The 14,601-nt window shown below is 40.8% G+C and carries 15 protein-coding genes; 13 read left to right on the top strand and 2 right to left on the bottom strand.

All coding sequences use genetic code 11. The annotated features are described in order from the left end of the window. The 13 genes from DEU40_RS21985 to DEU40_RS21925 all read left to right on the top strand — a co-directional run. The coding region (locus DEU40_RS21985; RefSeq protein ID WP_146207899.1) for an alpha/beta fold hydrolase at positions 1-310 on the top strand (310 nt) is incomplete at its 5' end. Positions 311-337: 27 nt separating this feature from the next. After that, a complete protein-coding gene (locus DEU40_RS21980) occupies positions 338-826 on the top strand; it encodes a MaoC family dehydratase (protein ID WP_110011833.1) in 489 nt (162 codons plus the stop codon). A gap of 125 nt (positions 827-951) precedes the next feature. Continuing rightward, the gene (locus tag DEU40_RS21975; RefSeq protein WP_110011832.1) at positions 952-1,863 is read left to right on the top strand and encodes an alpha/beta fold hydrolase; all 912 of its coding nucleotides are present in this window, start codon (positions 952-954) and stop codon (positions 1,861-1,863) included. A gap of 32 nt (positions 1,864-1,895) precedes the next feature. Next, positions 1,896-2,528 (top strand): hydrolase, encoded by a 633-nt coding sequence (locus tag DEU40_RS21970; RefSeq protein ID WP_110011831.1) that lies wholly within the window; start codon positions 1,896-1,898, stop codon positions 2,526-2,528. Positions 2,529-2,547: 19 nt separating this feature from the next. Then, positions 2,548-3,936 (top strand): alginate export family protein, encoded by a 1,389-nt coding sequence (locus tag DEU40_RS21965; protein WP_110011830.1) that lies wholly within the window; start codon positions 2,548-2,550, stop codon positions 3,934-3,936. A 20-nt stretch (positions 3,937-3,956) separates the two neighbouring features. Beyond that, the gene (locus tag DEU40_RS21960) at positions 3,957-4,700 is read left to right on the top strand and encodes a M17 family peptidase N-terminal domain-containing protein (RefSeq protein WP_110011829.1); all 744 of its coding nucleotides are present in this window, start codon (positions 3,957-3,959) and stop codon (positions 4,698-4,700) included. A 6-nt stretch (positions 4,701-4,706) separates the two neighbouring features. Beyond that, complete coding sequence (locus DEU40_RS21955) at positions 4,707-6,596, top strand: amidohydrolase (protein ID WP_110011828.1); 1,890 nt, start codon at positions 4,707-4,709, stop codon at positions 6,594-6,596. A 12-nt stretch (positions 6,597-6,608) separates the two neighbouring features. Then, the gene (locus DEU40_RS21950; RefSeq protein ID WP_110011827.1) at positions 6,609-7,043 is read left to right on the top strand and encodes a DoxX family protein; all 435 of its coding nucleotides are present in this window, start codon (positions 6,609-6,611) and stop codon (positions 7,041-7,043) included. Continuing rightward, positions 7,040-7,513, top strand: coding sequence for a Dps family protein (locus tag DEU40_RS21945; RefSeq protein ID WP_110011826.1), 474 nt, complete (start codon positions 7,040-7,042; stop codon positions 7,511-7,513). Before DEU40_RS21950 ends, DEU40_RS21945 begins: the two co-directional genes overlap by 4 nt. A 4-nt stretch (positions 7,514-7,517) precedes the next feature. Further along, positions 7,518-8,183, top strand: coding sequence for a YoaK family protein (locus tag DEU40_RS21940; RefSeq protein ID WP_110011825.1), 666 nt, complete (start codon positions 7,518-7,520; stop codon positions 8,181-8,183). 45 nt (positions 8,184-8,228) lie between these two features. Next, positions 8,229-10,496 (top strand): histidine kinase dimerization/phosphoacceptor domain -containing protein, encoded by a 2,268-nt coding sequence (locus tag DEU40_RS21935; protein ID WP_110011824.1) that lies wholly within the window; start codon positions 8,229-8,231, stop codon positions 10,494-10,496. Positions 10,497-10,508: 12 nt separating this feature from the next. Beyond that, a complete protein-coding gene (locus DEU40_RS21930) occupies positions 10,509-11,861 on the top strand; it encodes a sigma-54-dependent transcriptional regulator (protein WP_110011823.1) in 1,353 nt (450 codons plus the stop codon). Positions 11,862-11,977: 116 nt separating this feature from the next. After that, a complete protein-coding gene (locus DEU40_RS21925; RefSeq protein WP_110011822.1) occupies positions 11,978-12,619 on the top strand; it encodes a TMEM175 family protein in 642 nt (213 codons plus the stop codon). Here DEU40_RS21925 and DEU40_RS21920 read toward each other — a convergent pair. Beyond that, positions 12,598-14,157 carry a sigma-54 interaction domain-containing protein gene (locus DEU40_RS21920; protein WP_110011821.1) on the bottom strand — a complete coding sequence of 520 codons (1,560 nt, stop codon included), beginning with the start codon at positions 14,155-14,157 and terminating at the stop codon, positions 12,598-12,600. The two genes, DEU40_RS21925 and DEU40_RS21920, sit on opposite strands and share 22 nt — an antisense overlap. A 134-nt stretch (positions 14,158-14,291) precedes the next feature. Beyond that, positions 14,292-14,601, bottom strand: a 310-nt coding sequence (locus DEU40_RS21915) for an alpha/beta fold hydrolase (protein WP_146207898.1), incomplete at its 5' end; no start/stop codon positions are given.

The raw sequence follows: 14,601 nt of genomic DNA, 5'->3' as shown, positions 1-14,601 counted from the left end.
CAAAGTAAAAGATGGCGTACAGAGAAACTGGTGGAGGCAGGGATTAATGGGAGGAATCGTAGCACATTATGATGGGATCAAAGCCTTTTCAGAAACCGATTTAACCGAAGATTTAAAAGCAGTTGATATTCCGGTATTGGTTCTTCACGGTGAGGATGACCAGATTGTACCGATTGAAAATTCAGCGATCAAATCAGCCAAATTACTGAAGAACGGAAAACTGATCACATATCCTGGATTCCCTCACGGGATGCCGACTACAGAGCATCCAACCATCAACAAAGATATTTTAGCCTTTATTACAGAATAATCATCATTCCATTCAAATCCAAAAAATATGGAAAACTCAAAAACTCACGAACCGGCATTCAATCCTGAAGATTTTGCTATTGTTCCGGCCCGTACGTTCGATGAACTGAAAGTAGGTGAAGTGTTCAGAGCGCCAAGCAGGACTCTTACCGATGCACATGCTTCAGCTTTTCAAACGGTTTCCTGTGATAATCATCCGATTCATTACGATGTGGAATATGCAAAAAGATACGGCCATGAAGCTCCGGTAGTTCACGGGTTGCAGGTATTGGCTTTTACCGCACCGGGTGCCACTCTTTTGCCTCATTACTTCGGAAGTGTTTTTATTGCTTTTTTAGAATTATCATGTCATTTTTTGAAAGAGGTACATTCAGGAGATACGCTGTATTCTTCGTTGGAAATTACCGATTTAACGCCACAGGAAGACAAAGGTATAGTGACCACAAAAGTGAGAGTCTATAACCAAAAATCTGAACTCATTCTTGAAGGGCAGCATAAATATTTACTAAAAAGATAATTTCTTTTTTGAATCTGCTGTCTTCTTTTTATATGGAGAACCTTTTAGGGAAGGCAGCTGATTCAATACCACTTTGACATGTTTACAATAAATCTGTCAAAAATCAGCCATTAAATATCATCATTATGAAACTAAAATCAATTCTTGGTGCCGCCGTGCTATTGTCAACGGTATTCTTAACTGGTGCCAATGCTCAAAATACGGCAAAATCCACAAAAGCCAGAGCAGAATATATCGAAGTGGAACCTAATGTAAGGCTTCATATTTCCGACCTTGGAGAAGGTAAGCCAGTTGTTTTAATCCACGGTTATCCGGTAAGTGATGTTTCGTGGGAGTATCAGTATCTTCCTTTAATCAAAGCGGGTTATCGGGTTATAGGAATCACTCTGAGAGGGTTTGGCCAGTCGGACAAGCCTTATGGAAAATATGATTATGACCAGTTTGCTTCTGATATCAAAACTGTTTTAGACAAATTGGATATCAAAGATGCTACGTTGGGCGGCCATTCTATGGGTGGTGCGATTGCTTTGCATTACGTGGCGAAATACAACAGTGCCCATGTCAGTAAATTGGCATTGTTCGCTGCTGCTGCCCCTGTTCATACCAAAAAACCGGATTATCCTTATCCTTTATTTACGAAAGAAGACATTACCAAATGGGTAGACCTTGTAAGCGTAGACAGACCGGGATTACTGAACACGATAGGTGAAAGATTTGTTTTATCCGCAACTTCTGTTTCACCAGGTGTAGGTACCTGGCTGGGAGGGATTGAAATGCAGTCCTCCGCTTATGCAATGGAGCAGGCTTTAATCGCTTTAAGAGACGAAGACCTTCGTGGAGATTTACCCAAAATCAAGATTCCGACCCTTATCATGCAGGCAAAACAGGACAGGATAGTGGCTTATGCTTTAGCAGAGCAAATGAACAAAGCTATTAAAGGATCCAAGCTTATTCCTTTTGAAAACAGCGGACATGCACTGTTCCTCGAAGAAAAAGACAAATTCAATGAAGAATTATTAAAATTTCTTAAGCAATAAAATTCAAACTAAATAACATCTAAATAAACTTTATGAAACCATCATCAAAACTACTTTCTCCTGAAAACCATGCACTGGTATTAATTGATTTTGAAGGACAAATGGCATTTGCCACCAAAAGTATCTCCATGAATGAGCTGCGCAATAACGTTGCAGTACTGTGTGGAGCTTCTAAAATATTCAATGTTCCGACTATCGTTACCACAGTTGCCGAACAAAGTTTTTCAGGTCCCGTTTTCCCTGAAATTGAGGAAGCATTTCCTATGGCAACTTCAGGATATATCGACAGAACAACGATGAATACATGGGAAGATGAAGCCGCATATAAAGCTATTACAGCAACCCAGAAGCAAAAACTGGTTTTCGCGGGGCTTTGGACAGGTGTCTGTATCGTAGGACCAGCTTTGTCTGCACTTGAGGAGGGCTATGACGTGTATGTCATTACCGACGCCTGTGGTGATGTAAGCGATGAAGCGCACGAAAGAGCGGTACAGAGAATGATCCATTCAGGAGTAAAGCCCATGACTTCCATTCAGTATATCCTGGAACTTCAGAGAGACTGGGCACGCCAGGAAACCTATGGTCCTGTAACTGACCTTATGAAAAAATATGGCAGTTCTTACGGATTAGGGATCCACTATGCTCACCATATGCTGAACCATTAAAATCTATATACCATTTTCAATGTTGAAATCTGCACCTTCAATACTGTTTTTAAAAGCTTTTTTCATAACAGTTCTTTTATGTTCTGAAACTTTATCCTCCCAGAGCTTTAAACTTCTGCGGTATGACGAAAATTATGAATACCTGAAAGATTCCACAAAGAGCTTTTATGATAACATTAAATATCTCCCTCTCAATGAAAAGAAAGATATCTATCTCTCATGGGGTGGCGAGGCAAGGTATGAATATGTGGATTTCAACAACGAAGATTGGGGACGGCTTAATATAGGACACAACGACTTTTTCCTCCAACGCTATGACCTTCATGCAGACTGGCATTTCGGGAAAAACTTCAGAATATTTTCACAGATCAGAAGTGCTTTGCAAAATGGAAGAAAAAACGGTTCAAGAGGGATTGATGAAGACCAGCTGAGTATTCAGAATCTCTTTCTGGATGCAGGTTTGGTGAATAAGCAAGACCAGAAGCTGATAGTGAGACTGGGAAGACAGGAGCTGGACTACGGGTCCGGCAGATTAATTTCTGTAAGGGAAGGACCGAATGCAAGGTTGTCTTTTACAGGAGCTAAAATCATGTATTCCTATAAAAATGTTTCCGTAGATGCTTTCGCAATGATGGCAGACTCTGTCAATACCGGCGTTTTTGATAATACCATTTCAAAGCAGCTTAATCTTTGGGGGCTTTATTCCAAAATCATTATTCCTGAAGCCGGAAATCTGGATCTGTATTATCTCGGAATCCGTAGAGATGAATCTGTTTTTGAAGCTGGAACAGCAAGAGAAAAGCGCCACACAGTTGGTGGAAGACTCTGGAAATATGGCGGCGGATTTATCTATAACCTGGAAGCGGCCTATCAGTTCGGACGCTTTGGAAACGAAAAGATTAGTGCCTGGACGGGCTCTGTGGATGTAGGATATCTCTTTGAAAACTTCACATTCAAGCCAAGCATCAATCTGAGAAACGACTATATATCAGGAGATCATTGTAAAAATGACGGCAAGCTCAATACATTTAATCCTTTATATCCGAAAGGAGGGTATTTCGGCTTCAGCCCGCAGGTGGGACCCGTCAATTTAATTGATATTCACCCGTATATGACCCTTGATCTGACTTCCAGACTCAAAATGCAGATGGATGTTGTCTTCAACTGGCGATATTCCCTGAATGATGGCGTTTACCGGCCAAGCGGAGCATTGAACCGTCCCGGAAGCAGCTCAGATAAAAGGTATATCGGAACGGCTTATCTAACAAGCTTTACCTATAATTTCAACAAACATTTCTCTTTGGTGAGCGGACTTCAGTATTTCCACAAAGGACCTTTTATCGAAGATATCATTCAGGATGCCAAAAGCGGTGTTTTCTGGAATGTCCGGCTGGGATTCAAATTTTAATCATTACTAAATCATTTATTATGCAAAATTCAATTTCAAAATACATCAATTGGTCAAAAACACTCTTTACAGTATTGGTGTTGGCAACTGCGGGAACCCAATTCGTTTCAGCACAGGCTGCTGCAGAAAAAACAGCTATTGGAACCTCAAAAACATGGGGAACTGTTGACGGAATTTCCGTTGTAGGGCTGGTTCAGGGACCTTCTGCCGCCAAAGCACATTTACAGATCGCCTGTGTTTTCGAGTATACGGAAGGAGATATTTTTAATCCGCCGGCGCTTCCCAAAGAACTCAACGGCATGGTTCATCTGGATGAGGCTCTCAAAGGAATTATTACAGAAGTCCGTAAAAAAGGACAGTTCAAAGGACATGCCCTGGAAACCTTATTAATTAATCCTCCGAAAGGAAGCCTTGCCTCCGGAAAACTGCTGTTGATAGGCCTGGGGAACAGAAACTTTTTCGATGCCGGACTCATGAAAGAGGTAGGAAGTGTTGCGATGAGAGAAGCTTTGAAACTGCAGGTACATACCGCATCATTTGCCAGCGATATCAAAGATGCAGGAATTGATTCTCCGACAGCTCTGGTGGCAGAAAATGTGGTCTTGGGTGCCTTTGACGCCTATCGTGCCCAGTCTTATTTAAATACTCAGCATTTATCCGATAAAATGAAATTAAAAAAACTGATTCTATTGGCCGGGCCATCTTTTTTCACCGTTGCCGGAGGAGGAATTCAGGAAGCTATTTCGAAATTGAACACCAAATAATTAAAGATGAAAGCAGATCTTATCGTATACAACGGAAAAATACACACTTTCAATAAAGAAACTCCGGAAGTTTCTGCAGTAGCCATTAAAGACGGGAAGATTATCGCGGTTGGAAATGACGGACTGGCAGATCAGTTCGCAGATGAATCCACAGAACTGATTGATCTTAAAAAGAAAAGAGTAGTGCCGGGAATCAATGATTCTCACATTCACCTGATCCGTGGCGGATTGAATTACAACCTGGAATTAAGATGGGACGGAGTTCCGTCACTGGCCGATGCGCTCAGAATGTTAAAAGACCAGGTAAACCGTACGCCTTCCCCACAATGGGTACGTGTTGTGGGAGGGTGGTCCGAATTCCAGTTTGCAGAAAGAAGGATGCCTACTTTGGAGGAAATTAATGCCATTGCTCCGGAAACACCTGTTTTTATCCTGCATTTATACGACAGGGCTTTAATGAACAGGGCAGCATTGAAAGCGGTAGGATTTACTAAAGATACCCCGGCTCCGGCAGGCGGACATATTGAAAGAGATGCTAATGGTGAACCCACAGGACTGATTATTGCGACACCTAATGCCATGATCTTATATTCAACACTGGCAAAAGGCCCGAAGCTTTCCTACGACCACCAGCTGAATTCTACCAGACATTTTATGACAGAACTGAACCGCTTCGGAATTACCAGCGTCATTGATTCCGGCGGAGGATTCCAGAATTTTCCGGACGATTATCAGGTGGTGAACGAACTGAATGAGAAAAAACAGCTTACGGTAAGAATTGCCTATAATCTTTTTACCCAGAAACCACAGCATGAATTTGAAGATTTCAGCGATTGGATCGACACAGTAAAATTATATCAGGGCGATGATATGTACCGCCACAACGGGGCAGGAGAGATGCTCGTATTTTCGGCAGCCGATTTTGAAGATTTTCTTCAGCCAAGACCGGATCTGCCTGAAAACATGGAAGCAGATCTTGAAAAAGTGGTCCGTTTACTGGTAGAAAACCGCTGGCCATTCAGGCTTCATGCCACCTATAATGAAAGCATCACCCGGTTTTTAAATGTTTTTGAAAAAGTAAACCGCGATATTCCCTTCAATGGTCTTCCATGGATTTTTGATCATGCAGAAACCATTGATGAAAAAAATATTGAAAGAGTGAAAATGCTTGGCGGCGGAATCGCCATCCAGAGCAGAATGGCTTACCAGGGAGAATATTTTGCAGACCGTTATGGTTCTGGTGCCGCAGAAAGTACACCACCCGTAAAAAAAATGCTGGAAATGGGAGTTCCTGTAGGCGGAGGTTCGGATGCTACAAGAGTAAGCAGCTATAATCCTTGGGTTTCAATGTATTGGCTGACCGCAGGAAAAACCGTTGGCGGACTTCAATTGTATCATGAAACAAAGCTGGACAGAGCAACTGCATTGGAACTGTACACAAAAGGCAGCGCATGGTTCTCTCAGGAACAGCAGAAAAAAGGTGATATCAGAGTAGGAATGTTTGCTGATCTGGCCGTTCTTGATCAGGATTATTTCACGGTTGATGATGAAGAGATCAAAAATATTGAAGCGGAAATGACCATTGTAGACGGGAAAATAGTCTATGCCAAAGGAACATTCTCATCCTATGCACCACCATCTGTCCCTGTGCTTCCGGATTGGTCTCCAACGAATCTTTACAACGGATATTACCCTGCAAGCGGACATTTTCAGAGAGAAATCGAGAAAAATGCAAAACAGGATCTAAAAGCACCGCTGACCTCACAGATTCATAGCTGTGCAGGAAGCTGCGATATCCATCATCATAACCATAACCAGGCAAGAATGAGCAATGTGCCCGTTAATAATTACCACACATTCTGGGGAGCTTTAGGCTGTTCGTGCTTTGCTTTTTAACGATCAATATATATGGAAATTTTAAAACAGATCCTTTCATCAGATTTAGGTTCACCATTCAATGATGCCTCATTCCTAGTTTTCCGGGTACTCCTTGCGATTCAATTGTTCAGAGTGCACGGCTTAAAGAAATTCAGGCTGGAAAACGGACAAAGGGAAGTCATTCCAAACCCTCTGGGATTGCCTGATCAACTCAATGCCATAGTTGCTTCATTTGCTGATCTGGTGGTTCCGTTTCTGATTATTTCAGGACTGGGAACCAGGCTTGCCGTTTTACCGACCATCGGGGTAACGGCTATCGGATATTTTGTGGTTCACAGAAAAGATTCACTGGAAGTACGGGACGTTCCTTTCATGTACACCCTTTCCCTGTTACTGATTCTTGCATTGGGAGCAGGAAGATATTCACTTGATTATTACTTACTTATTAAATATTTTATAAAATGAAAACTTCAATCGGAATTAAAAACGAAAATTTAGCAAAAGTTGCTGAAGTACTGGTTACCACTTTAGCAGACGAATTTGTATTGTATACCAAAACAAGAAAAGCACATTGGAATGTCGAAGGTCACGACTTTTATAATAAACATCTGTTTTTCGAGTCACAGTATGAAGAACTGGACGAAATCATTGACCGTTTAGCGGAGAGAATCAGAATGTTAGGACATTATGCTCCGGCTACTTTAAGGGAGTATCTGGCATTAACGCATCTGTCTGAGCACCATCTTGAATCGAACGACAGCCTGGCTTACATCAGAGAGCTTCTTTCCGACCACGAAAGTATCATCATTCATCTTCGTGAAAATATTGAAAACTTCGCTGTTGAATTCCGTGATTCAGGAACAAGCGACTATATCACAGGATTACTGGAAACCCATGAGAAAATGGCCTGGATGCTGCGTTCACATTTAAAATAGAAACATGGAAGTAAAACATAATATCGGCTTTGTCACCTTATTGTTAACCATGATTGCCGGATATTGCGATACCGTGACTTTTGTATCGGCAGATGCCCTTTTTTCGGCACATGTTACGGGTAACTTTATTGTCTTTGCCTATCAGTTTGTGAAGGGATCGGATATTCATGCGTGGGTAAAGCTGCTTACGTTTCCGGTCTTTATTCTTGCGGTTATGGCAGGAGGGAGGATTGCCGGAAAAGTCATGAACCATTATACGCTGCTATTCTGGGAAGGAGCACTGCTTTTGTCGGCCGGAATGATTGTTGCCGTTTTCAGTTACTACGGAATGTTTTCAGAAGTCGTGATGTATACTGTGGCTATGATTACCGTTTTTGCAATGGGGCTTCAGAATGCTTTCGGGAAGCTGTATGCAAAGGAAACCCATGGCCCGACTACCATGATGACAGGAAATGTAACCCAGGCTTCCCTGGATTTCGGAACACTCCTATCAAGCGGCTTTCACCACCCTGAAGCATGGGCAAGCCTGAAGAAACAGCTGATTACCATTCTTGGATTTCTGGTAGGTTGTTTTTTAGGAGCTTCTGCAGGAAAACAATATGGGTTGGTAACACTGATTTTACCCGGACTGGCAATGATTATCTGTTATTTTTACCACCGTAAAAACTAGCACAGGACTATGGCAGATTACAGGATAATAGATTACCTTTAAAAAATGAATTTCGGCCTTTATTTTTTATCTAAAAATCTACTAAGGATAGTATTTTTTTCGTTGGTTTTGATGTTTTCATGCAGTGTAAAAGCACAGACCCAGGAAAATCCTGCACTGTTGAGAAAACAGATTTCCTCTTCCACCAATACTACTCAGAAAATCGCTTTATTGCTGCGTCTGAGTAACTATTATATTACTAAAAAAGGAGAGTTGAAAGCTGACCTCGACAGTGCCGCTATTCTGAACCTACAGGCAAAAGCACTCAATATGAAATCCGGGGATCCGTTGTCTGCCGGAAAAATCATATTTCTGGATGCCAAAATAGATAAAGAAAGAGGCCGTAAAACGATTGCTTTTTCCAACATGAAACAGGCGCTTTCTTATTTTGAAAAAAATCATTTTAAAGAGCAGGCCGGAGAAGCATACAATGAATTATCATATATGTATGACAATAAACCCGAATATTTTGATACTAAAATCAAACTGAAAGAAAAAGCATTGGAACTGTTTAAGAACTCAGGATCAAAACTGAATCAGGCAGGTGTTTTAAAAGATCTGGGTGAACTTTACTACATCAAGGAAAATGCTGATAAGGCTCTGGGATTGCTCAAACAATCCCTGTCTGTTTATCAGTCTGTGAAATTCAAAGAATTACAGAGCGTTTATAACCTTATCTCCCAGGTTGAAATTCAGAAGGCAGATTATGAGGAAGCACTCCGCTATGGTCTTCTGGCAGAAAAAACAGCCGAAAGTATGAATGATTATTCTTTGCAGATGTGCTCTATTTACAGCAATATCGGAATGGTGTATTATTACCTCCGTAAGAATGACGATGCCATGAAGTATTGGGAAAAATCACTGGCCACGGCAAAGAAAAACAAAGATAACGGCTATATAAGAACGGTAGCCAATAATATTTCTACAATGCTGATCAGGCAGAAAAAGTTTAAGCAGGCTATTACCATGATTCAGGAGTACAGAGAAAGGTATCCCATTGTTGATCAGAATTTTGAAATGTCGGAAAACTATATCCTTTTCAGCACCTACACTATTCTAAAGCAGTTTAACGAAGCGGAAGCCTACTACAAAAAACTGGTAGCCTATTATGGTGAAAATGCAGAAAAAAATAACCAGCAGGCCTCATTGCTGCGGAGCTTTGTTTTCTATCATTACCAGACCCGGAATTTTGATAAAATGTACCGTGAAGCCAGACTTTTTGATTCAATAGCCAAAAATAACGGAAATGATATGCTTCGCTCGGAAAACCATTTAATGTGGTTCAAAGCAGATTCCATACAGGGAAAATACCTTGACGCCATACAGCATTATCAGCTGTACAAAAAGCTTTCCGATTCCGTTTTTAACGGTGAAAAAAGCAAACAGATCAACAGCCTTAAAATTCAGTTTGAGACGGAGCAGAAGGATAAAAACATTCAGCTGCTGACCCAGAAAGCAAAACTGCAGGATATTAAAATTGCCAATGATACTTTTATCAGATATGTTTTCATCGGAAGTATTCTGGCGCTGATCCTTTTTGCTGCTTTGCTGTATAACCGTTCAAGATTAAAAAGCAATGCCAATAAAAACCTTGAACTGAAACGTAAGCAGATTGATGCACAGAATGAACAGCTGAAGAAATTACTTTCCGAGAAAGAATGGCTCTTAAAGGAAATCCATCACAGGGTTAAAAATAACCTGCAGATTGTGATCAGCCTGCTCAATACGCAGTCGGCTTATCTGGACAATGAAGATGCCCTGATGGCCATCCAGAACAGCCAGCACAGAATGCATGCCATGTCTCTTATCCATCAGAAACTTTATCAGTCTGATAATCTTTCAATGATTGACATGTCGTGGTATATTTACGAGCTGATTACCTATATCAAAGAATGTTATTCATCTGACAGGAAAATCAACTTTACAGTAGATACCGATAAAGTATTTCTTGATGTGGCACAGGCCGTTCCGATGGGATTGATCGTCAATGAAGCAGTCAATAATACCGTAAAATATGCATTTCCGGATGACCGGAAAGGGGAAGTTTTTGTTTCATTTAAAAATACCGGCGAAGATCTTTGTGAACTGATGATTTCAGATAATGGAGTAGGACTTCCCGAAGATTTCAATATCGAGGAAACAGAATCTTTGGGGATGAATCTGATGCGTGGACTTACCGATCAGCTGGACGGAACCTTCCATCTCGAAAATAAAGGGGGCTTAAAAGTCACCATTACCTTCAGAAAAAATACAGAAATAACTCCTTCAAATTAAAGGCTGATTATTATGAAAGAAAAAATATTAATTGTAGAAGATGAATTTATTGTAGCCAATGATCTGAAACTGATGCTGATGAAGGCCGGCTATCAGGTCACTGGAATTGCATCTTCAGTGGTTCAGGCCAGGAAACTGATTGCAGACAACAAGCCGGATTGGGTACTTCTTGATATCATCTTAAAAGGTGATCTTACAGGAATTGATCTCGCCTGGGAACTGCGTGAAATGCACCTGCCTTTTCTTTATATTTCAGCCAATACCAACCAATCTATCCTGGAAGCGGTGAAAGAAACACAGCCCTACGGATTTATGGTAAAACCCTTCCGGGAGCGTGATATGATTGTTATGCTTGATATTGCCAGATACCGCTATGACATGGAAAGAGGCTGTGAATTGTGTACTGATACCGGAAATAACGAAGTCATTGAAGGAATTATCGGAAAAAGCAAAGTACTTCAGGATGTCGTTGAGAAAATAAGGGTAGTGGCTCCTACAGATACGTCTGTTCTGGTGGTTGGGGAAAGCGGAACGGGAAAGGAAAAAGTGGCCCATTCCGTTCATGAGCTTTCAGAACGTAAAGCCCATCCTATTGTTGTGGTCAACTGTGCTGCACTGCCGCATGCGCTTATCGAATCCGAGCTTTTCGGACACGAAAAAGGAAGCTTTACCGGAGCCAATACATTGAGGATCGGAAAGTTTGAACAAGCCAACGGTGGAACCGTTTTCCTGGATGAAATAGGGGAGCTGCCACTGGATTCACAGGTTAAACTGCTGAGGGTTTTACAGGAAAAAGAAATCGAACGGCTCGGAGGAAATAATACGGTTAAAGTAAACGTAAGAATTGTGGCAGCGACCAACCGTTCTCTGGAAAAAGAAGTGGCGGAAGGAAGATTCAGGCTGGATCTGTATTACCGTTTGAATGTTTTCCCTATTGAACTGCCTCCGTTGAGAGAAAGAAAGGAAGATATTGTATTGCTGGCCCATTTTTTCCTGAATAAATATACCGCTGCTTCAAGAAGAAATATCACTTCTATCAGTGAAAAAGCACTGGAACAGCTGTTGAATTATCACTGGCCGGGAAATATCCGTGAACTGGAGCATCTTATTGAAAGAAGTGTTCTTCTGGCCAAAACTACGGAAATAGAACGTTTCGATCTGCCTGAAATTATTGAAAAACCTACAGAAACACAAGGGCCGCTGAAATCATTGGAAGATATGGAAAGAGATCACATCATGAATGCGCTGCAGACTTCCGGCGGAAAAGTTTCCGGGCCGGGCGGTGCTGCAGAGCTGTTGAAAATACAAGCTCAGACTTTATATTCCAAAATGAAAAAACTGGGAATTGACAAAGGCTATAAATAATTCAGGGGAAAGCTAGCCGGAGACCATATTTTCTTTCAATTTTTTAATAATTACTCTTCAAATAATTTGAGGGTAAAATTATTATGCCTTTACAATCATAAATCAATCAGGTAATTATGGAAAAAGAAACACTCAGAATAGAAGGATTCAGTGATGGTGTTTTTGCAATAGCCGTTACACTTTTGGTGCTGGATCTTCACTTTCCTGAAGAGAACTCAATACAGAACGGAAATGATCTGCTGGTCTTTCTGAAGAATCAATGGCCGGCATTTCTGGCATTTATCCTTTCATTTTTCAGCATTTTCATCATGTGGGTAAATCATCATAAGATCTTCAAACAGATCTACAGCCGGAATTCGGAAATTATGTTTGCGAATGGACTGATCCTTTTCCTTGTTTCAGCAGTTTCTTATCCTACCGCTTTGCTGGCAAGGTATTTTGACGGTGAAGCTTCTTCTGTTGTCGTGGGCCTCTATACCGGTATTTTTGTTCTGATCAATCTTGCTTACAATTTATTATGGTTTCTGGCTACCCGTAACAAAAAACTTTTACGTCCAGGTATTACCGATGCTGCTATAAAAAAGATCCATAATAATTATTTATACGGGCTTCCTATTTATATTATTGCATTAATCCTGTCATTCTGGATTCCGGCAGTTTCCCTGATGATCATTTTAGGACTCTGGATTTTCTGGGCACTGTCTTCCGGGAAAATAGAAATGGGGCTTGACAAACATTATTCAGATCCCCTGAAATAGTGCTTTTTCTCTATTCCAAGTTTCTGCATTTTGGAAATAAGTGTTGTAGGTGGTAATCCCAGCAGTTTCGCCGCACCTGTTTCCCCGAAAATACGGCCGTTACATTTTTTGATTATTTTTAAAATATATTCCTTTTCAAATTGCTGCAATGTTTTAACCTGAAAATCCTGTTCTGCGTTTTGAGCGTTCATAACTTTCGGAAAATCCATTTCTCTGATGATATCTCCTTTTGCCGTCAGCATACTTCTTTCAATCATATTTTCCAGTTCACGGATATTACCCAGCCATGGATTGGCAATCATCATTTTTACTACGTTTTGAGAAAAACCATTAATCTTTTTGCCTGTTTTCGGGTATAATTTCTCCAGGAAATAGTCTGCCAGTAAAGGAATATCCTCTTTTCTTTCCCGCAAGGCAGGAAGATGGATAGGAAATACATTCAGCCTGTAAAAAAGATCACTTCTGAACCGACCTTCCGCCACTTCTTTTTCAAGATTCCTGTTGGTGGCCGTAATGATCCGCGCATTAACCTTTATTCTTTTGTTTCCCCCGATTCTTTCGATTTCTTTTTCCTGAAGAACCCGCAGAAGCCTCGCTTGTAATTCCAAAGGTAGTTCACCAATTTCATCGAGAAAAATAGTGCTGTTGTGAGCCTGCTCAAACTTTCCTTTTCTTTGTTCAGTTGCTCCTGTAAAGCTTCCTTTTTCATGACCAAAGAGTTCAGATTCTATTAAGTTGGCAGGAATAGCCGCACAGTTTATCCTGATCATCTTCTTTCCCGAAAATTCTGAAAGTTTATGAACCGCCTGTGCTATAAGTTCTTTTCCCGTACCCGTCTCTCCAAAGATAATCACGTTGGATTGTGATGGAGCTGCCTGCGATATCTTTTCGAAAATGAGCTGCATCGCTTCGCTTTGCCCCACAATTCCATGAAAGCCGTGTTCGCTTTTCTTTTCTTCTTCAACTTCTTTCGGGAAATTCCGAATATTTCCCTGAAATGTTTTCAATTGCTCCTGAACATCAATGTTATGAAGGGTAATGGAAAGCTGGGGAGAAATACCGTTTAAAATTCTTTCCGGAACAGTATCTCTTGAAATAAAGCTTTTGTAGAAAAGAAAGAGTACATTTTTACTTTCACTGACAGCTGGCAGTCCCAATCCGACAGCCATCCGCATCCCCGAATTTTTAGCTTTGGTAAAACAGGAAGGAAGGGGTGACAGTTCTTTAAGATCAAAAAGAAGAGGCTCCGCAGAATCAAGACAGTTTTTTACATACCTGTCAAGCTGTTGGTCTGTGGTATGATTCTGATTTTCAGTCCCGCTGCCTAATATTTCAATATTTCCTTTTACATCCCTGATCATCATACAATCATTGAATCCCAGTTCAGTTTTGAAAGATGTGTTGATAACAAGCTGAAGCTGTTTCTTATCTAAAATGGTAGACAACTCTTTGGTTAAACGGGAAATCATAAGCTGTTCTTTCTGCATTTCCTGCAGGCGTTTCATCATTTCTGCATTGGGATCAGAAGGCTTACTCATAGAAAATTCTTACTTGAAAGTTTAAAGATAGGAAAAATTGAAAAAGATCTGCATGTGAGTGGTTACAATACCTGAAATAAAAAAAGATGAACTAGTAAAGTTCATCTTCAATATATTGAAAAAGAGATTGTTTTTTAAGATCTGATAAATTCAAGAAGGTCTTTGTTGATGGTTGGATGCTCTGTAGTCGGCATACCGTGAGGGAATCCCGGATACGTGATCAGTTTTCCATTCTTTAATAATTTAATTGATTTTAATGCCGCATTGGCAATAGGAACGATCTGGTCATCTTCGCCATGCATCACCAGAACAGGAATGTCAACTGCTTTTAAGTCTTCGGTTAAATCGGTTTCTGAAAAAGCTTTGATCCCGTCATAATGAGCAACAATTCCACCCATCAGTCCCTGTCTCCACCAGTTTCTCTGTACTCCGTCCTTTACGTTT

The sequence above is a fragment of the Chryseobacterium sp. AG844 genome, from assembly GCF_003182335.1.
Classification (GTDB): Bacteria; Bacteroidota; Bacteroidia; order Flavobacteriales; family Weeksellaceae; genus Chryseobacterium; species Chryseobacterium cupriresistens.
Note: the sequence above shows the minus strand (reverse complement) of the source record. Positions and strands in the feature narration are given on the sequence as shown.